The 19,782-nt window shown below is 42.7% G+C and carries 20 protein-coding genes, 1 other RNA gene and 1 other annotated feature; of the genes, 16 read left to right on the top strand and 5 right to left on the bottom strand.

Annotated elements, in window-relative coordinates; genetic code table 11:
* Positions 1–2 precede the first annotated feature (2 nt).
* The 3 genes from aspS (at position 3) to ACLGGR_RS14705 (ending at position 2,896) form a co-directional block, all read left to right on the top strand.
* Positions 3–1,781 (top strand): aspartate--tRNA ligase, encoded by a 1,779-nt coding sequence (gene aspS, locus ACLGGR_RS14715; RefSeq protein WP_410973352.1) that lies wholly within the window; start codon positions 3–5, stop codon positions 1,779–1,781.
* 77 nt (positions 1,782–1,858) lie between these two features.
* Positions 1,859–2,039: non-coding RNA, 6S RNA (gene ssrS / locus ACLGGR_RS14710), on the top strand.
* A 92-nt stretch (positions 2,040–2,131) separates the two neighbouring features.
* Positions 2,132–2,896: a tRNA threonylcarbamoyladenosine dehydratase gene (locus ACLGGR_RS14705; protein ID WP_024423127.1), complete on the top strand. Its 765-nt coding sequence runs from the start codon at positions 2,132–2,134 to the stop codon at positions 2,894–2,896.
* 33 nt (positions 2,897–2,929) lie between these two features.
* Here ACLGGR_RS14705 and ACLGGR_RS14700 read toward each other — a convergent pair whose 3' ends face one another.
* A complete protein-coding gene (locus ACLGGR_RS14700; RefSeq protein ID WP_410973351.1) occupies positions 2,930–4,195 on the bottom strand; it encodes a replication-associated recombination protein A in 1,266 nt (421 codons plus the stop codon).
* A 208-nt stretch (positions 4,196–4,403) separates the two neighbouring features.
* Between ACLGGR_RS14700 and cymR the strand changes: the two genes are divergently transcribed.
* The 8 genes from cymR (at position 4,404) to ACLGGR_RS14660 (ending at position 11,302) form a co-directional block, all read left to right on the top strand.
* Positions 4,404–4,823, top strand: coding sequence for a cysteine metabolism transcriptional regulator CymR (gene cymR / locus ACLGGR_RS14695; RefSeq protein ID WP_024423125.1), 420 nt, complete (start codon positions 4,404–4,406; stop codon positions 4,821–4,823).
* A gap of 18 nt (positions 4,824–4,841) precedes the next feature.
* Complete coding sequence (locus ACLGGR_RS14690) at positions 4,842–5,984, top strand: cysteine desulfurase family protein (protein ID WP_410973350.1); 1,143 nt, start codon at positions 4,842–4,844, stop codon at positions 5,982–5,984.
* A 94-nt stretch (positions 5,985–6,078) separates the two neighbouring features.
* Positions 6,079–7,197: a tRNA 2-thiouridine(34) synthase MnmA gene (gene mnmA / locus ACLGGR_RS14685; RefSeq protein WP_410973349.1), complete on the top strand. Its 1,119-nt coding sequence runs from the start codon at positions 6,079–6,081 to the stop codon at positions 7,195–7,197.
* 60 nt (positions 7,198–7,257) lie between these two features.
* Positions 7,258–7,911, top strand: a complete 654-nt coding sequence (locus ACLGGR_RS14680; RefSeq protein ID WP_076840407.1) for a tetratricopeptide repeat protein — start codon at positions 7,258–7,260, stop codon at positions 7,909–7,911.
* A gap of 19 nt (positions 7,912–7,930) precedes the next feature.
* Positions 7,931–10,315, top strand: coding sequence for an SF1B family DNA helicase RecD2 (gene recD2, locus ACLGGR_RS14675; protein WP_410973348.1), 2,385 nt, complete (start codon positions 7,931–7,933; stop codon positions 10,313–10,315).
* A gap of 111 nt (positions 10,316–10,426) precedes the next feature.
* Positions 10,427–10,945, top strand: coding sequence for a PRC-barrel domain-containing protein (locus ACLGGR_RS14670; protein WP_410973347.1), 519 nt, complete (start codon positions 10,427–10,429; stop codon positions 10,943–10,945).
* Positions 10,946–10,958: 13 nt separating this feature from the next.
* Positions 10,959–11,150, top strand: a complete 192-nt coding sequence (locus tag ACLGGR_RS14665) for a hypothetical protein (RefSeq protein ID WP_003216308.1) — start codon at positions 10,959–10,961, stop codon at positions 11,148–11,150.
* A 20-nt stretch (positions 11,151–11,170) separates the two neighbouring features.
* Positions 11,171–11,302 carry a YrzQ family protein gene (locus tag ACLGGR_RS14660; RefSeq protein WP_003216198.1) on the top strand — a complete coding sequence of 44 codons (132 nt, stop codon included), beginning with the start codon at positions 11,171–11,173 and terminating at the stop codon, positions 11,300–11,302.
* Between the two features lie 102 nt (positions 11,303–11,404).
* On the opposite strand, the gene ACLGGR_RS14655 is transcribed toward ACLGGR_RS14660, so the two are convergent.
* From ACLGGR_RS14655 to ACLGGR_RS14640, 4 genes are all read right to left on the bottom strand, one after another.
* Entirely contained in the window at positions 11,405–12,055 is a 651-nt protein-coding gene (locus ACLGGR_RS14655; protein WP_251216452.1) for an amino acid ABC transporter permease, read from the bottom strand.
* Between the two features lie 15 nt (positions 12,056–12,070).
* Positions 12,071–12,724, bottom strand: a complete 654-nt coding sequence (locus ACLGGR_RS14650) for an amino acid ABC transporter permease (RefSeq protein ID WP_323648092.1) — start codon at positions 12,722–12,724, stop codon at positions 12,071–12,073.
* Positions 12,725–12,801: 77 nt separating this feature from the next.
* Positions 12,802–13,611, bottom strand: a complete 810-nt coding sequence (locus ACLGGR_RS14645; protein WP_410973346.1) for a transporter substrate-binding domain-containing protein — start codon at positions 13,609–13,611, stop codon at positions 12,802–12,804.
* A 13-nt stretch (positions 13,612–13,624) separates the two neighbouring features.
* Entirely contained in the window at positions 13,625–14,353 is a 729-nt protein-coding gene (locus ACLGGR_RS14640) for an amino acid ABC transporter ATP-binding protein (protein ID WP_048238982.1), read from the bottom strand.
* A 230-nt stretch (positions 14,354–14,583) separates the two neighbouring features.
* On the opposite strand from ACLGGR_RS14640, the gene ACLGGR_RS14635 reads away from it, so the two are divergent.
* The 5 genes from ACLGGR_RS14635 to ACLGGR_RS14615 all read left to right on the top strand — a co-directional run bounded on the left by ACLGGR_RS14635 (position 14,584) and on the right by ACLGGR_RS14615 (position 19,690).
* A complete protein-coding gene (locus tag ACLGGR_RS14635) occupies positions 14,584–15,648 on the top strand; it encodes an AI-2E family transporter (RefSeq protein WP_048238981.1) in 1,065 nt (354 codons plus the stop codon).
* Positions 15,649–15,692: 44 nt separating this feature from the next.
* Positions 15,693–15,900: a binding site (T-box leader), on the top strand.
* An 80-nt stretch (positions 15,901–15,980) separates the two neighbouring features.
* Positions 15,981–18,617, top strand: coding sequence for an alanine--tRNA ligase (alaS, locus tag ACLGGR_RS14630; RefSeq protein WP_251216455.1), 2,637 nt, complete (start codon positions 15,981–15,983; stop codon positions 18,615–18,617).
* 89 nt (positions 18,618–18,706) lie between these two features.
* Complete coding sequence (locus tag ACLGGR_RS14625; RefSeq protein ID WP_008358522.1) at positions 18,707–18,973, top strand: IreB family regulatory phosphoprotein; 267 nt, start codon at positions 18,707–18,709, stop codon at positions 18,971–18,973.
* A 3-nt stretch (positions 18,974–18,976) separates the two neighbouring features.
* Positions 18,977–19,393, top strand: a complete 417-nt coding sequence (ruvX, locus tag ACLGGR_RS14620; protein ID WP_024423113.1) for a Holliday junction resolvase RuvX — start codon at positions 18,977–18,979, stop codon at positions 19,391–19,393.
* A gap of 15 nt (positions 19,394–19,408) precedes the next feature.
* The gene (locus ACLGGR_RS14615; RefSeq protein ID WP_024423112.1) at positions 19,409–19,690 is read left to right on the top strand and encodes a DUF1292 domain-containing protein; all 282 of its coding nucleotides are present in this window, start codon (positions 19,409–19,411) and stop codon (positions 19,688–19,690) included.
* Positions 19,691–19,782 lie beyond the last annotated feature (92 nt).

The following is a 19,782-nucleotide window of genomic DNA, read 5'->3' as shown; positions in this document are numbered from 1 at the left end:
TTGTGTTTGGTAGAACTTTTTATTGTGGAGAAGTAACAGAAGACCAAATCGGTCAGTCAGTTGTATTAAAAGGATGGGTTCAAAAAAGGCGTGACCTAGGCGGATTAATCTTTATTGATCTTCGCGATCGTACAGGGATTGTACAAGTTGTCTTCAATCCAGACCTATCAAAAGAGGCGCTTGAGACAGCAGAATCAATTCGTAATGAATATGTCCTTGATATTAAAGGAACGGTTGTTGCAAGAGAAGAAGCAACGATCAACCCAAATTTAAAAACGGGCAAAATTGAAATTCAAGTCGAAACGGTCACCGTTTTAAATGAAGCAAAGACTCCTCCATTTGTGATTTCAGACCAAGCAGACGAGGTATCAGAAGATGTGCGTTTAAAATATCGTTATCTAGATCTTCGCCGCCCTGCAATGTTTGAAACAATGAAAATGCGACATGAAGTCACAAAAGCATTCCGCCATTTCTTAGACGACAACGGCTTTCTAGACATTGAAACACCAATTTTAACGAAAAGTACGCCAGAAGGTGCGCGTGACTATCTTGTTCCAAGCCGTGTACACGAGGGAGAATTTTATGCACTGCCTCAGTCTCCGCAATTATTTAAACAATTGCTGATGGTTTCTGGAATGGACCGTTATTATCAAATTGCCCGCTGTTTTAGAGATGAAGACTTGCGTGCTGACCGTCAGCCGGAATTTACACAAGTCGATATTGAAATGTCCTTTATGAGTCAAGAGGACATCATGACGCTTGCTGAAGAGATGATGGCGAAGGTGATGAAAGATGTTAAAGGTGTAGACCTTACATTACCATTACCTCGTATGACATACGATGAAGCGATGAATTCTTATGGATCTGATAAGCCAGATACACGCTTTGAGATGAAGCTAGTGAACATTTCAGACACGGTAAAAGACTCAGATTTCAAAGTATTTAGCGGAGCTGTGAAAAATGGTGGAGCTGTGAAAGCCATCAATGTAAAAGGGGCTGCAGCGAACTACTCAAGAAAAGACATTGATGCACTTGGTGCATTTGCAGCGAACTACGGTGCAAAAGGTCTAGCTTGGCTAAAAGCAGAAGGGACTGAATTAAAAGGTCCGATCGCTAAATTCTTTGATGAAGCAAAGCAAGCTGAATTAAAAGAACAGCTGCAAGTGGAAGAAGGCGACCTTTTACTCTTTGTTGCAGATAAGACGTCTGTTGTCCATGATGCGCTTGGTGCACTTCGCTTAAAACTTGGTAAAGAGCTTGGACTGATCGATGAGTCTGTATTCAATTTCTTATGGGTTGTCGATTGGCCGCTGCTTGAAAAAGATGAAGAAGAAGGCCGCTTCTATGCTGCTCATCATCCATTCACAATGCCAGTTCGCGAGGATCTTGAATTAATTGAAACAAGCCCGGAAGACATGAAGGCACAGGCTTACGATCTTGTGCTGAATGGCTACGAGCTTGGCGGAGGTTCTATTCGTATTTTCGAAAAGGATATTCAAGAAAAAATGTTTGGTTTACTTGGTTTTTCAAAAGAAGAGGCTTACGAACAATTTGGCTTCCTGCTGGATGCTTTTGAGCATGGTGTTCCTCCGCATGGCGGAATCGCGCTGGGGCTTGACCGTTTAGTGATGCTGCTTGCAGGCCGCTCTAACTTAAGAGATACGATTGCATTCCCGAAAACGGCAAGTGCGAGCTGCGTTCTCACAGATGCCCCTGGCCATGTGAGCGAGGCGCAGCTTGATGAGCTGAGTTTAGCGATTAAAACAAAAGTAAAACAGTAAAATAGGCGCATGTTTATAGGTATGTAAACGCTTGAAAAAGAAATATGCCTATGATATGCTTTCATCAATCAATAAATAAAGTCCTGATACGTACGGTGGTTACCTAGTTTTGACCGAACATTTTTTTATACGGGAGCTTGCCTTTCCTTTCTGCATAAATGCCTCTTTAGAGGACTTATAAAGTCAGGAAGAAAGCACCCACCTGCATGGTGCGGGGTTCAAAACGAAGGAAATGCTGGCGGCGTCATCGGGACTTTTTTGTGTTTTTTTCTTTTAGAGAAGGATGACGGAGAAGTCTGAATATGATATGATTCTTTCGATTCATTTTAAATAAAGGTGGAGTGAGGCACTTGTTACATCAGTTTTCAAGAAACGAGCTTGCCATTGGCAAGGAAGGCTTAAATATACTAAAAAACAGTACAGTTGCAGTGCTTGGTGTGGGCGGCGTTGGTTCATTCGCAGTAGAGGCACTCGCTCGTTCAGGCGTTGGCCGTATTGTTCTTGTTGATAAAGATGATATTGATATTACAAATGTGAACCGGCAGCTTCCAGCATTGCTATCAACAGTTGGCCAGCCAAAGGTTGACTTAATGCAGGCGAGAATCGCTGATATTAATCCAGAATGTGAAGTTGTCGCGCTGAAGATGTTTTATACAGAGGAAACATACGAGCAATTTTTTGAGTATCCGCTTGATTATGTCATTGATGCCTCAGATACCATTCACTATAAAATTCATTTAATGAAAGAGTGTCTGAAACGAGGTGTGAATATCATTTCAAGTATGGGAGCTGCGAACAAAACAGATCCGACACGCTTCAAAATTGATGATATTTCAAAAACGCATACCGATCCTATTGCAAAAGTTGTGAGAACACGTCTGCGTAAGGAAGGGATTCGTAAAGGAATTGAAGTCATTTTCTCTGATGAAAGTCCGATTGTTATTCGTGAAGATGTCAGAAAAGAAGTTGGAAATGATGAAGCGAAGATTCGCAAGGCACAAATGCCGCCATCATCCAATGCATTCGTTCCGTCTGTTGCCGGACTGATCATGGGTGGTCATGTCATTATGAAGCTTTTAAAAGATATTCCGATTACACGTGTGAAGGATAAATAAACAGCCCGCCTGCTAATATGCAGGGGGCTTTTTTTATTTTTGGCGTTTTAAATTCTCATAGACCTGTTTCAATGCACCTTCAAATTTCCCGGTTTGCTTCGGTACATAGTATTGCTTGTTTTTCAGCGGATCAGGTAAATATTGCTGCTTCACCCAGCCGTTTTCGTAATCATGTGGGTAGAGGTAATCGACACCTCTTCCGAGTGCTGTGGCGCCTTTGTAGTGAGCATCCTTTAAATGAACTGGAATTTCACCGATTTTCCCTGTCCGAATGTCACCAAGTGCCGCATCAATCGCCTTATATGCTGAATTGGACTTAGGGGAAAGACACAGCTCAATCACTGCGTTCGCCAGCGGAATTCGTGCTTCCGGGAAACCGACTCTTTCTGCTGTTTGTACAGCGCTTAACACGCGGGGGCCTGCCTGCGGACTGGCTAAGCCAATGTCCTCGTAAGCCATCACGAGTAATCTTCTTGAAATGCTTTCAAGGTCTCCAGCTTCGATCAGTCTGGCAAGGTAATGCAGCGCCGCATCTGTATCAGATCCTCTAATGGATTTTTGAAAAGCCGAGAGGACATCATAATGAGCATCACCATTCTTGTCATGTGAGAAGCTCTTTTTTTGTAAGCATTCTTCTGCTGCGGCAAGAGTGATTTGGATATGCCCAGTCTCATCAGCTTTTGTCGATAAGACAGCGAGTTCTAGTGCATTTAAAGCAGAACGCACGTCTCCTCCGCATCCATTGGCAAAGTGATTCATCGCTTCATCGTCCACTGTCACCTCATAACCGCCAAGACCGCGATGCTCATCCTGTAAGGCTCTTGTTAACGCAGCTTTGATTTGCTCTGTTTCAAGCGGCTTCAGCTCGAATATTTGTGTCCGGCTTCGGATGGCAGGATTAATCGCATGATAGGGATTAGCCGTCATTGCCCCAATTAAAATGATCATGCCATTTTCTAAATAAGGAAGAAGAAAATCCTGTTTTCCTTTATCAAGCCGGTGGACTTCGTCTAAAATAAGGATCACCTGGCCGCTCATTTTTGCTTCAGCGGCGACAGCTTCCATATCCTTTTTGTTATGAATGACCGCATTCAACGTACGAAAAGCAATGCTTGTACTGCCAGCGATCGCGGTCGCAATCGATGTTTTGCCGATACCCGGCGGTCCGTATAAAATCATCGAGGATAAATGTTTTGCCTCGACCATTCGTCTAATAATTTGACCTTCTCCAACAAGATGCTCCTGCCCAATAATGTCTTCAATATGACTCGGGCGCATCCGGTACGCTAAAGGTTTCATAATTATCTCTCCTATAGCAATGTCTTGTTTGTATAGAGTACCGAAATTTCTTCAAATAGAAAAGGGATGCGTCCTCCTATTATGCTCAGTACCCGTAAATGAAAGTTGGCTGAAAGTATGATATAATTGCTTTTGGTCTATATATCAGCGTATATGAAATCAGAAAAATAATTGATGACATAGAATAGAAAACGCAGAGGTGTTTAACTTGAAAATATCAACTAAAGGCAGATATGGTCTGACGATCATGATCGAATTAGCCAAAAAACATGGCGAAGGCCCTACATCATTAAAATCAATCGCTCAAAACAATGATTTGTCTGAGCATTATTTAGAGCAGCTTGTATCACCACTCCGCAATGCCCGTCTTGTAAAAAGTATCCGCGGTGCGTATGGCGGCTATGTTCTTGCACATGAACCAAACGAGATCACAGCAGGTGATATTATTCGTGTATTAGAAGGACCAATTAGTCCTGTTGAAGTCATCGAAAACGAAGAACCAGCAAAGCGTGAACTGTGGATTCGTATTCGTGATGCAGTAAAAGACGTACTAGACAATACAACTCTTGAAGACTTGGCAAGCTACACAGATGACGGGGATCAAGACTCGTATATGTTCTATATTTAGATCAGAGGTGTACCGGAAATGGAACGAATCTATTTAGATCATGCGGCCACAACGCCGATGGATCAGCGTATTGTGGACAAGATGATGCCGTACTTTACAGAGATATTTGGCAATCCCTCTAGTATTCATTCATATGGGCGCGAGGCAAGAAAGTGGCTCGATGAAGCAAGAGAAGTCATTGCAGGAGAATTACACTGTAAACCGCAGGAGATCATCCTCACAAGCGGTGGAACCGAGGCGGACAACCTGGCGATCACAGGTGTTGCCATGGCAAGACAGCATGAAGGAAAACATATCATCACAGTAAAAACTGAGCATCATGCGGTGCTGCATACATGTGAACGCCTAGAGAAGCTAGGATTTGAAGTGACATATTTAGATGTGGATGAAACTGGATTGATTCATCTCGAGCAATTAAAACAAGCATTGAGAGATGATACGATTCTTGTAACCATCATGTACGGCAATAATGAAACAGGTGTGATTCAGCCAATCAAAGCCATTGGCGAACTTTTACGTGATCACACTGCTCATTTTCATACAGACGCAGTGCAGGCGTTTGGAACAATGCCAATTGATGCAGCAGACCTTCATATTGATCTTTTATCTGCTTCTGGCCATAAGCTGAATGGCCCGATGGGAACTGGCTTTTTATATGTAAACGAAGGCGTGAAACTTTCTCCGCAAATATTCGGAGGGGAACAAGAAAGAAAGCGCCGTGCTGGCACTGAAAATGTGGCAGGAATTGTTGGGCTTGCAGAAGCTGTTCAATTAACGAAGCAAAATAGAAGAGAAAAAGCGATGCATTATGGTAAGCTCAAAGAAACTATGCTGCAAGTATTCGAAGAGGAATCACTCAATTTCTCTATCAATGGACATCCGAAAGAGACATTGCCACACATATTAAATGTTCATTTCCCGGGCGTCTCCATTGAATCGCTACTTGTGAATTTAGATATGGAAGGGATTGCTGTTTCAAGCGGATCGGCATGTACGGCTGGATCTGTCCTTCCTTCGCACGTGTTAAGCGCCATGTATGGCGAAGAAGCAAAAGAGCTGACGTCCTCAGTCAGAATAAGCTTCGGTCTTGGGAATGAAGAGGATCATGTGAAGCAGGCGGCACGTAAGATAGCGGCTGTTGTCAAACGCCTAGCCAAATAAATGCTTCCTTTTGTTCGTGTGTGAAAAATGAAACAGCGAAGCACCTAAAGAACGAAACGCGCATGTTGTTTCATTGAAATTGGAGTTGATGTAGATGACAAAAAGACCAGAAGATACAAGAGTTGTGGTCGGTATGTCCGGAGGAGTCGATTCATCAGTTGCCGCTCTTATGCTAAAGGAGCAAGGCTATGATGTCATCGGCATATTTATGAAAAACTGGGATGACACTGATGAAAATGGTGTTTGCACAGCAACGGAAGACTATGAGGATGTCATCCGCGTATGTAACCAAATTGGAATCCCTTATTATGCAGTGAATTTCGAGAAGCAATATTGGGACAAAGTGTTCCAATATTTCCTTGATGAATATAAAGCGGGCAGAACGCCAAACCCAGATGTCATGTGTAACAAAGAAATTAAGTTCAAGGCATTCCTTGAGCATGCACTTTCACTTGGTGCGGATTATTTGGCAACAGGCCACTATGCCCGTGTTGATCGAACAGGCGATGAAGTCAAAATGCTGCGAGGTCTTGATGCAAACAAAGACCAAACGTATTTCTTAAATCAGCTGACTCAGGAACAACTTGATAAAGTCATGTTCCCAATCGGTGATCTAGAGAAAAAAAGGGTTCGTGAATTGGCGAAAGAAGCAGAGCTCGCAACAGCAACGAAAAAAGATTCAACAGGTATTTGCTTTATTGGGGAAAGGAACTTTAAAACGTTCCTCAGTCAATATTTGCCTGCACAGCCTGGTGTGATGCAGACAATGGACGGAGAAGTAAAAGGGGAGCACGATGGACTAATGTATTACACGATTGGTCAGCGCCAAGGACTTGGCATTGGCGGCAGCGGTGATCCTTGGTTTGTCGTTGGGAAAGACTTGAAGAAAAATATCTTGTTTGTTGAACAAGGCTTCCACAATCCACTTTTATACTCTGAAAGTATTTCTGCCGTTAATATCAGCTGGACTCGTCCTCATATTGTCGGGGAAAACGGTGAATTAACTTGCACAGCAAAATTCAGATATCGTCAAGAAGATCACCATGTAAAGGTCAAAATGACAGGTGAGCAAGAAGCAATGGTGATCTTTGATGAACCTGTTCGTGCTGTTACTCCGGGACAAGCGGTTGTTTTTTATGACGGCGACGAATGTCTTGGCGGCGGTACAATTGACGATGTCTTCAAGGATGGTCAAAAGCTGTCGTATGTGTAACATGTTTTCAAAACCTCAACGTCGCTGTTGAGGTTTTTTAATGAAAGGATGAGAGAGCGAATGAATTATAACGAAATCGGCATAGAAGCCTTGAATCAAGGGAATATCGAAAAAGCAGCTGAAGCTTTTACAAAAGCGATCGAAGAAAGCCCGAAGGACCCGGTTCCATATATTAACTTTGCGAACTTACTTTCAAGTATCAATGAATTTGAACGTGCTTTAAATTTCTTTCAAAAAGCAATTGAGCTTGATCATACTGCAGCTGCAGCCTATTATGGAGCAGGAAATGTGTATACATTAAAAGAAGACTTTATGAAAGCGAAAGACTACTTTGAACAAGCACTAAAAGCGGGCATGGAAAATAGTGATTTGTTTTATATGCTCGGGCAGACGCTTATTAAATTAGAGCAGCCAAAGCTTGCGATGCCGTACCTTCAGCGAGCCGTTGAACTAAACGAAGAAGATAATGAAGCAAGATTTCAATTTGGCATGTGCTTAGCCAATGAACACATGCTGGAAGAAGCGGTGACAACTTTTACCGAAGTCATCACGCGTGATCCGCAGCATGCAGATGCCTTTTATAATTTAGGGGTTGCGTATGCGTATTTAGAGAAAAAAGACGAAGCACTTGAGATGTTAGGAAAAGCGATTGATGTGCAGCCTGACCATATGCTGGCACTACATGCGCAAAAGCTGATTCAAGAGGCAGAATAGATGGAAGGAGGGAAGACCTGTGCAGGAACATCCAGATCAAATGAAGCTTGAGGACGAACCGTTTTTAAAGGGGACCATTCAAGCCGTTATTTTCCATAATGAAAGTAATTTATACTCGGTGTTAAAGGTGAAAGTCATTGAAACATCGGAAAACTTAGAGGAAAAAACAGCATCTGTCACAGGCTACTTCCCAGCACTTCATGAGGAGGAAACCTACACCTTCTTTGGCAAAGTCACAAGCCATCCGAAATTTGGTGAACAGTTTCAGGCCACTCATTTTCAAAAGGAAGTACCGACAACGAAGCAAGGAATCATACATTATCTCTCAAGTGATTTATTTGAGGGAATAGGGAAAAAGACGGCTGAAGAAATTGTGGGGCAGCTTGGCAATCAGACGCTTCATAAAATAATGCGTGACCCAGCTGTTTTGTACGATGTACCGCGCTTATCAAAAAAGAAGGCGGATAAGCTGGCCGCAGCGCTTCAGGAGCATCAAGGATTGGAACAAATCATGATCAGCCTGAATCAATATGGCTTTGGTCCACAGCTCAGCATGAAGATTTACCAAGTGTACGAAAGTGAAACGCTGCAGAAGATCGAGGAAAATCCCTATCAGCTCGTTAAGGATGTCGAGGGGATCGGATTTATTAAGGCCGATGAGCTTGGCGCTAGAACAGGCATCTCAGGAAATGACCCAGAACGGATTCGTGCCGCCTTGCTATATACAGTGGAGACAGCCAGTCTTCAGGACGGTCATACGTACATACAAACGAAAGATTTGATCGTTGAAACCCGCAAGCTGCTCAACCAAACAGGCAATGATTACAAAGTGACTGAAATGGATGTCGCCAATCAGATCATTGCACTTGGCGAAGGAAAAGAAATGATCATTGAAGATGACCGCTGCTATCATCCATCCTTATTTTATGCGGAGCAAAGTGTTGCCAAACGCATTCAAAAAATCGTCTCCCAAACAGAATATGCAGATCAATTTCCTGAATCAGAATTTCTGCTTGCACTTGGTGAGCTGGAGGAGCGGTTAGGCGTCCAGTATGCACCGACACAAAAGGAAGCGATTCAAAAGGCACTCATGTCCCCGATGCTGCTTTTAACAGGCGGGCCTGGAACAGGGAAGACAACGGTCATTAAAGGGATTGTCGAGCTTTACAGTGATCTTCACGGTGTATCTCTTGATCCAAGTGATTATAAAAAAGATGAATCCTTTCCATTTGTGCTTGCGGCACCAACTGGACGGGCGGCTAAACGAATGACAGAATCAACAGGGCTTCCAGCTGTCACCATTCACCGGCTGCTAGGCTGGAACGGTTCGGAAGGCTTCTCTCATGATGAGGAACAGCCGATTGAAGGAAAGCTTGTCATCATTGATGAATCAAGTATGCTGGATATTTGGCTGGCGAATCATTTGTTTAAAGCGATTCCTGATCATATCCAAGTGATTATGGTAGGAGATGAACATCAGCTGCCATCTGTCGGACCAGGCCAAGTTTTACGGGATTTGCTTGCCTCAAAAGCTGTGCCGGCTGTTACCCTGACTGATATTTACCGGCAGGCAGACGGCTCAACCATTGTTGAACTTGCACATGATATGAAAAATGGTGTGCTGCCAAAGGATATTACTGCACGCTCAAAGGATCGGTCGTTCATTCAGTGTTCAGCTGATCAAATGAAAGAAGTCATTGAGAAAGTCGTCAGCAATGCTGCTCAAAAAGGGTTTTCGGCAAAGGACATTCAAGTGCTGGCACCGATGTATAAAGGAAAAGCAGGCATCAATGAGCTCAATAAAATGCTGCAGCACATTTTGAATCCTAAAAAACCAAAAGGCAGAGAAATCCCGTTTGGTGATGTGGTGTATCGGACAGGTGATAAGGTGCTTCAGCTTGTGAATCAGCCGGAGAACAACATTTTTAACGGCGATATCGGTGAAATTGTCTCGATTTTTTATGCAAAAGAAAATACTGAAAAAGAAGACATGGCTGTGATCTCCTTTGATGGAAATGAAATCACCTTTACAAAAAAGGATTTTCATCAATTTACACATGCCTATTGCTGCTCCATTCACAAATCACAAGGCAGTGAATTCCCAATTGTTGTGCTGCCAGTTGTGAGAAGCTATTACCGAATGCTTCGGCGGAATCTGCTATACACAGCCATTACACGAAGTAAAAAGTTTTTAATTTTGTGCGGCGAGGAATCAGCGCTGGAGTGGGGCGTGAAAAACAATGAGGATTCCCTCAGACAAACGTCCTTAACGATGCGACTCGTGCAAACCGAACAAATCATGGATGCTGAACTTGAAGCGCTCCAAAAAGAGCTTCCGTTTAGCGTACATGACGCAAATATTGGCATGGAGGGAATCACTCCGTTTGATTTTATGCATGAGTAGAAGGTTCAGATTGTTGACAAAGGGCTAAAATGATTTTTATTTTAGCCCTTTGTCTTCTTTTCAGCGTGAAAAGAGTTTCTCCCATTCTGTTCATGGAAGCCATTTCTTCGTATGAGTCATGAAGTAAACGCACACGATAAGACTGTTCCGCAAAAGGTGGTTGAGCACATTTTGAGAACATGCCGAGAACTTGAAGGAATGATGATCTATACAGATGAGCTGTCTCATTCGCTTGGTTCCATAAAAGATATTTGCTTTTTAGCCGAAGGCAGCTGCGGAGGATATGTGTTAGAGGGGAAAAAGAAAGACAGTGCACTCATTCCATTCTCTGCTTTTGATCAGCTGACAGACAAAGGTTTATATGTGAGCTGCCAGGAGGGAATAGGCATGGATTCCTCTGCTCCATCCTTGTTATTTTCGAAGTTAAAAAAGAAAATGATGCAGTCGCCTGATGGTGAAAATTTAGGCATTTTGGAAGATGTATACTTTTGCTCAAATTCGGGCACAATCGTAGCATATGAACTCTCGGACGGCTTCTTTACAGAGCTATCAGGGATTCGGAAACAGCTGCAGGCTGCCGGAACCTTGATGAACGTTCAAAAGGAAGCACTGGTTCTAAACCGAACGTAAAGAGGTGCTGATTATGCTCATTTGCCCAAATTGCAAATGTAAAGACATCGGAAAAATTGGGGTCAATCAATATTATTGCTGGGGCTGTTTTATTGAATTGACACTGTCAAAAGGCAAAATATCTACACACCAAGTGGAGGAAGACGGGACACTAAGCAGCTTAGATGATCTGTTTAGTGACGATGAACGTTCAATTCAACTATAAGTGTTAAGGGGGAATTTCGAATGGGCAAAATGACTTCTTCACTATTAACGCTTGGTGCAGGTGCACTCGCATATCACTTTGCAAGCCGATATGATATGCCATCAAAGCGGGATATGAAAAAGCTAAGAAAACGTGTTATGAGAATGATGTAAACAAAAAGGGCTAAAATATCTTCATTTTAGCCCTTTGTTTTTTCAGCGTGATCGCAAACCGGTCTATACGCTTAGGCATCCGCCGTGAGTGGATGTCCTTTTTTATGTCTGCCTGTATTCTAATCGTCTTGCAAGAATGGATAAGCTGAAATTGACGACAAAATACATCATAGCTGCCAATAGGAAAATCGGCAGTAAATAGGATTGGCTTTGACCGTTTAATATTTGTGCGTGATGTAATAATTCTGGAAGCGCAATGACGACGGCAAGCGACGTATCTTTTAAAAGGGATATGAATTGACTGACAATTGGCGGCACCATTCGGCGCAGGGCCTGTGGCATAATAATCATTTTTAATGTTTGAATATAGGTTAAACCAGAAGACCTGGCTGCTTCGATCTGACCCTTATCAATTGATTTAAGGCCGCTCCGAATAATTTCTGACAGCATCGCAGATTCAAACACGGTTAAAGCCGCAATAGCAGAGGCTGTGATGCTCAGCTTGATGCCGATTTCAGGCAATGCAAAATACGTGAAAAAGATGATCAGTAAAAGCGGCAGGTTCCGAATGGTTTCTACAACAACCGCAAGCACCTTTGATAAAACCGGAATTTGAGCGAACCGCAATGTGCCAACGATTAATCCAATGATAAAGCTCAAAATGATGGAGATAAAAGCCACTTTTAAGGTGACAGCAAATCCTTCAAGTAAAAAGGCGAGATGATCAGGCTGGTAGGCACCTATAAAATCCATGATGTTTCCTCCTTTCTAGTGGCTTCTTGCTAATCTTCTTTCTAAATAACCAACACCTAGACTGAGCGGAATGGTTAAGAGCAGATAGAACATCGCAACAAAGATGTAGACATCAAACGTCACAAATGTTCTAGATGCAATAAGGTCTCCTTGATACATAAGATCAAACCCTGCAATGACACCTAAAATAGAGGAGTTTTTGACAAGGTTAATAAATTGATTCCCAAGAGGGGGAATGACGATTTTAATCGCCTGCGGCAAAATGATATACCGCATTGTCCCGCCATATGACAGACCTGAGGCGCGGGCTGCTTCCATTTGTCCAAGCGGCACAGCTTGTATCCCTGCACGAATGGCTTCAGCAATAAAGGCAGACGTATAAATGGCAAGAGCGATTGTACCAGCAGTAAAGCCATCTGCTACAATACCTAGCACAGGTAAACCAAAGAAGAAAACAAAAGTGATCAATAATAACGGAATATTCCGAATAAATTCTACGTAAGCCGTCCCTAACCAGTTGAGCGGCCTGAGTGGCGCAATTCTCATAATGGCAATGAGTGTACCGATCAAAAAGCTTCCAATCAGAGCAATGACACTTGCACCAATGGTATATTTAAAGCCTTCTACATAAAGATGAAAGTTTTCAGTGAGAATGGAAAACCGCAGCAATCAGTTCACTTCCTTCCTGATCAACAGGGGAGCCATGGAGCGGCTCACCTGAGGCATCGATCTTAACGAATCAAACGTTATTCTTTGATCCATTTTTTAAGAATCTTGTCATACTCTCCATTGTCTTTTAACGTTTTTAAGGCTTTATTAATCGCATCTGTTAATTCTTGATCCCCTTTTTTCACAGCAATGCCATAAGGCTCATCTGTAAAGGTGCCGCCGACCACTTCATAATTTGAATCCTCATCTGCCATACCAAATAAGATCGCATTATCAGTTGTCAGCACTTGCCCTTGATTTGATTTTAATGCTGTAAATGCCTCCTGATAGTTCTCAAATTCTAATACGGATACTTCAGGTGCTTTCTCGCGGATATTTTGAGAAGAAGTAGATCCTTTTACGGCCAGCACTTTCGTTCCTTTTTTAAGATCATCAATGGATTTGATGTCGCTTCCTTTTTTCACAAGCAGTGATTGTCCTGCTTCAAAGTATACATCTGAGAAATTGACCTCTTTTTTACGCTCTTCTGTAATTGTCATAGTCGCAACAATCGCATGAATATCTCCTTTTTGAAGCAAAGGAATTCTCGTTTTAGATGTGACTTCTTTGAATTCTGCTTTTCCTTCAGCGCCGAGTATTTCCTTTGCGATGGCTTTTGCAATGTCAATATCAAATCCTTCAATATCGCCGCTACTCGGATTTTTTAGACCGAATAGGCGTGTGTCATTTTTTACACCGAAAATGATTTTTTTGTCTTTCTTAATGGCTGCTAATGAGCTTCCTTGTTTTGCATCAGTTGAGCCTTTTTCAGTAGATCCACAAGCAGCCAAAGCGGCGATGCAGCAAGTCATAAAGAGCAGCAGTCCAAAGCGTTTTATTTTTTTCATTCAACCATTCCCCCTAGTGATTTAAAATACGGCTTAAAAATAATTGGGCACGTTTCTCTTGCGGTTTTTCATAAAAAGCAGCCGGTGTTGATTCTTCAAGAATTCTGCCTTCATCAATAAAAACAATGCGGTCGGCTACTTCGCGGGCAAAGCCCATCTCATGCGTGACGACAACCATGGTCATGCCTTCACGGGCCAGCTGCTTCATCACATCTAATACCTCGCCGATCATCTCTGGATCAAGTGCAGATGTCGGTTCGTCGAAAAGCATGACCTCTGGCTTCATCGCAAGTCCTCTTGCAATGGCAACGCGCTGCTGCTGTCCGCCCGAGAGTCTTGAAGGATAGGTGTCTGCTTTTTCAGGAATGCCGACTTTATTTAAATAAAATTCAGCTGTTTCCTTTGCTTCTTCCTTGCTCACTTTTTTGACCTTCATCGGCGCAAGCATAATGTTTTCAAGCACCGTCTTATGCGGATAGAGGTGAAAATGCTGAAAGACCATGCCGATATTTTGCCTGACAAGATTGATGTTGGTCTTCGGATGCTGAACAGACACTTGGTTGACGAGAACTTTTCCCTCATCAATGCTTTCAAGACGATTGATACATCTGAGCATCGTGCTTTTTCCAGATCCTGAAGGACCGATGATCACAACAACCTCACCTTTTTGAATATGTAGGTTAATGTCCTTAAGTACATGGAACTGGCCATAATGCTTGTTGACTTCTTCGAATGTGATCATGAAGAACCTCCTCTTGTGTTTCATTGGCTAAAGCTAAAGTGGATTCTAGCACAACTTGTGTAAAAAGAAGTAAAAGATGGAATATTTTCTGACGAGATTTCACAGCAAACAGTGACTTTGGATAGAGCTGTATGTTTCATGTGTATTCATTTTTAACAAAGTTAGGACAAATTTTATTTACGTGGATAATTGCAGAAGATGGTTAAACAATAAGAAAAGAGGTGAAAAAGGTGAAGAAACGTCCGATCCAATTTCTGATATATGCTGCAGGGGTCTTGCTTGTCCTTGCATCCTTGCTCATTTTACTGCAGCTCGACGAGTTATGGATGCCTATTTTTTTATTGTTGAAGGCTGTTCTGATTCCGCTTCTCATTGCCATTTTTATTTCTTATCTGCTTTATCCTATTGTGGAAAGACTGCATGCAAGAGGGCTGCCGAGAACTGTCAGCCTCCTATTGATCTATGTCCTGTTTTTTGGCGGGATTGGTTTTGCGGTTTATAAAGGAGCACCTGTTATGATCGCGCAGTTAAATGAGCTTTCAGAACAAATTCCTGTCCTTGCTGAAACGTATAATGGCGCTTTATCACATATTCATCGTCATACGAGCCACTGGCCTGACGGACTTCACGACCGCTTGGATCGCTTCATTGTTCAATCGGAGACATATGCAGCCAACGGCGCTGAGCGGATGATTCTTAGCTGTAAAGTTTTACTTGATTACGCATTAGTCGCAGCACTCATTCCTTTTCTTGTTTTTTATATGGTAAAAGACATGAACATGATGAAGCGGGCGGCATGGTATTTAACGCCGCCATCATTTAGGAAGAGGGGGCATGCTTTTGTCAAAGCAGTGGATGAATCGCTTGGTGATTATATTCGAGGGCAGCTGCTTGTCTGTTCTTTAATAGGGGGGGCAGCAGCCATTGTGCTCTGGCTTTTTCATATCCCATACCCGCTCGTCCTTGGCATGTTGATAGGAGCAACGAACGTGATTCCGTATTTTGGACCGATTATTGGAGCAGTTCCTGCCGTCTTTATTGCGTTTACCATTTCGGTGAAATCTGTCATCATTGTGCTGATCACAGTAGCGGTGCTGCAATTTTTAGAGAGTAATGTCCTCAGTCCAATCATTGTAGGGCGAAGCCTTCATATGCATCCTGTCGTCATTATGCTTGTCTTGCTTGCTGGTGGAGAGTTATTTGGTTTAATAGGTATGATTTTAGCCGTACCAACTGCTGCTATTATTAGAGTGGTCATTGTGCAATATATCCTGATGAGACGAAGCGTTCATTGACAAGACGAGCCGAGTTGTCTATAATAATTTCGATTCATACATATTGAAATTCAATGACGGACCCGAGTACGTTAAAAAGCTGTTGCAGAGAGAGGCTTTATTTGCTGAGAAAAGCCTTATCAGACCTTTAACGGAAGCTAGTCCCGAGTGCAGATAAACACTGCCGCTCTCTTCCGGCGTTATCGGATGTGAAGGTGATAGACGAATTTGTCTATAATCAGGGTGGTACCGCGAGAACATCTCGTCCCTGTGTAAGTCGTTTTGTGCTTGCATAGGGCGGGATGTTTTTGCGTTTGTGTGGAGATTGATGAATGAAAAGGGAGGATTTTTGAATGAAAACTTTAACTTCAGCTCAAGTACGTCAAATGTTTTTAGACTTTTTTAAAGAAAAAGGACATGCTGTAGAACCGAGTGCGTCACTTGTACCGCATGACGATCCGACACTTTTATGGATCAACAGTGGTGTGGCAACATTAAAAAAATACTTTGATGGCCGCGTCGTACCTGACAATCCGCGTATTTGCAACGCGCAAAAATCAATTCGGACGAATGATATTGAAAATGTAGGGAAGACAGCACGCCATCACACGTTCTTTGAAATGCTTGGCAACTTCTCTATTGGTGACTATTTTAAAGAAGAGGCTATTGAATGGGCATGGGAATTCCTCACAAGTGACGAATGGATCGGCTTTGATCCGAATTTGTTATCTGTGACAGTCCACCCAGAGGACGAAGAAGCGTATATTCTTTGGAGAGATAAAATTGGTGTGCCTGAAGAACGTATTATTCGTCTTGAAGGAAACTTCTGGGATATTGGCGAGGGCCCAAGCGGACCGAATACAGAAATTTTCTATGACCGAGGCGAATCATACGGTCACGACTTGAACGATCCAGAGTTATATCCAGGCGGGGAAAACGAGCGTTATCTAGAAGTATGGAATCTTGTGTTCTCTGAATTCAACCATAATCCAGATGGGTCATACACACCACTTCCGAAGAAAAACATTGATACAGGGATGGGTCTTGAACGAATGGTATCTGTCATTCAAAACGTGCCGACAAACTTCGATACAGATCTATTCATGCCAATTATTCGTGCAGTCGAAACCATTTCTGGAGAAAGCTATGGTTTGGCAAAGGATAAAGATACAGCATTTAAAGTCATTGCTGACCACATCCGGACAGTTGCTTTTGCTGTAAGTGACGGAGCGCTTCCTTCCAATGAAGGCCGCGGATATGTATTAAGACGTTTGCTGCGCCGTGCTGTGCGTTATGCAAAAACGATTCATATCCACCGTCCATTTATGTATGATCTAGTGCCAGTTGTTGCTGAGATCATGAAGGATTTCTACCCAGATGTACAAGCAAAAGAAGAATTTATTGCGAAAGTCATTAAAAACGAAGAAGAACGTTTCCATGAAACACTGAACGAAGGGTTAGCGATTTTGTCAGAAGTGATCAAAAAAGAAAGAGACAAAGGCAGCTCACAAATTTCAGGTGAAGATGTATTTAAACTGTATGACACGTATGGATTCCCTGTCGAGCTGACAGAAGAATACGCAGAAGATGAGAACATGACAGTTGATCGAGAAGGCTTCCAAGCGGAAATGGAGAAGCAGCGTGAACGGGCAAGAAATGCGAGACAAGATGTCGGCAGTATGCAGGTTCAAGGCGGCGCATTGGGCGATATTAAAGTGGAAAGTACCTTTGTTGGCTACGAAAATTTAACTGCGGATTCTCGCATTATCGAATTGCTTCAAAATGGTGAAATTGTCTCGGAAGCACATGAAGGAGACACGGTGCAAATCTTGTTAGATGAAACACCTTTCTATGCGGAAAGCGGCGGACAAGTAGCTGATAAAGGGACACTAAAAAGTGCAGAAGCCATCATTGAGATCAAAGATGTGAAAAAAGCGCCAAATGGTCAGCATGTCCATGAAGGAATCGTTGTAAGCGGTACGGCTCAAAAAGGTCTCGAGGTCACTGCTGAAGTGGAATCAGCTCTTCGAAAAGGCATTGTGAAAAACCATACAGCGACACACCTTCTGCATCAAGCGCTAAAAGATGTATTAGGCAGCCATGTGAACCAAGCAGGTTCATTGGTGAATGAAAATAGACTTCGTTTTGATTTCTCTCACTTTGGACAAGTGACGAAAGAAGAATTGTCTCAAATTGAAAAAATCGTGAACGAAAAGATTTGGGAAGGCATCTCTGTTGCCATCGATCTGAAACCAATTGCTGAAGCAAAAGAAATGGGTGCAATGGCGCTCTTTGGTGAGAAGTATGGCGATATTGTCCGTGTTGTCCAAGTGGGCGATTACAGCATCGAGCTATGCGGCGGCTGTCACGTGCAAAACACTGCGGAAATCGGTTTGTTTAAAATTGCGTCTGAGTCGGGTATTGGTGCTGGAACACGTCGTATTGAAGCTGTGACTGGAAAAGGTGCTTATGAAGAATTAAATGACCAGCTGGCGATTTTAGAGCAGGCAGCAAGCGAGCTGAAGTCAAATACGAAGGACGTGCCAAAACGGATTGCTTCATTACAGGCAGATTTAAAAGAGGTTCAAAGAGAAAACGAATCTCTCCTTGCGAAATTAAGCCAAGCAGAAGCAGGCTCTATTTTAGAGAAAGTGACAGAAGTTGGCGGAGTGAAAGTGTTAACTGAAAAAGTAAACGCTAAAGACATGAACCATTTAAGAACAATGGTTGATGACTTGAAAGCTAAATTAGGATCAGCTGTCATCGTCCTGGGAGCCGTTCAAAACGGAAAAGTAAACATTTCAGCAGGAGTGACAAAAGACGTGATCGAAAAAGGTCTGCATGCAGGGAAGCTTGTGAAGCAGGCAGCTGAAATCTGCGGCGGAGGCGGAGGCGGACGTCCAGATATGGCACAAGCAGGCGGAAAACAACCAGAAAAGCTTGAAGAAGCACTGGCAACTGTCGAAGAATCTGTCAAATCCGTTTTATAATCAGGCGATGTAGTGTAGAATAATGGTATTAGATGAGCGGTTAGAAAAAAGCTTGCTAGTAGAATGTTGGAAGAGAGGTGCAAGAAGCAGTGAGTTCATTTGATAAGACAATGAAGTTTAACTTCTCTGATGATTCAGCTGAAACCAATGTGAATGAAGTGCTCATTACAGTTCATGACGCACTACAAGAAAAAGGGTACAACCCGATCAATCAAATTGTCGGATACTTGCTGTCAGGCGACCCTGCTTATATTCCAAGACATCAGGATGCACGCAACCTAATTCGTAAACTAGAACGAGACGAATTAATTGAGGAATTGGTTAAATCGTACTTAGAGACACATAAAGAGGCGTAAAACATGAGAATTTTAGGCTTAGATTTAGGCACGAAAACCCTTGGTGTTGCGATCAGTGATGAAATGGGATGGACAGCGCAAGGGATTGAAACAATTAAAATTGATGAAGCAGGCGGTGACTTTGGTCTTAGCCGCCTGTCTGAGATCATAGCTGAATACGGAGCAGATAAAATTGTACTTGGCTTTCCAAAGAATATGAACGGCACGGTCGGTCCAAGAGGCGAAGCCAGCCAATCATTTGCGAAAGTGCTAGAAAACACGTACAATGTTCCTGTTGTGCTTTGGGATGAGCGTCTGTCAACAATGGCAGCTGAAAAAATGCTCATCTCTGCAGATGTGAGCAGACAAAAGCGTAAAAAAGTCATTGATAAAATGGCGGCTGTCATGATCCTGCAAGGATATTTAGACAGCTTAAATTAAAATGAGGTGAATCAAATGGAACACGGAGAAAAGCAAATTACAATCGTTGATGATAATGGAAATGAACAGCTTTGCGAAGTACTATTTACTTTTGAAAGCGACCATTTCAACAAATCATATGTTCTTTACTACCCAATTTCTGAGCAAGACAATGAGGAAATTGAAATTCATGCGTCAAGCTTCACACCGAACGAAGACGGTGAAGATGGCGAGCTAGAGCCGATTGAAACGGATGAAGAGTGGGACATGATTGAAGAAACGTTAAATACGTTCTTAGATCAAGAAGACGAAGAATAGAACGAATAAAAGGCCTGTGAACAGATCTTCTTGATCTTTCTTCACAGGTCTTTTTTTACGGCTATTATGTTAACTTTATTTCATTTTATGTT

Origin of the sequence: Bacillus sp. BD48 (assembly GCF_046566805.1) — a bacterium.
In the GTDB taxonomy this organism is placed as follows: Bacteria; Bacillota; Bacilli; order Bacillales; family Bacillaceae; genus Bacillus; species Bacillus safensis.
The sequence above is the reverse complement of the archived record's forward strand: the minus strand, read 5'-3'. Positions and strand labels throughout refer to the sequence as shown.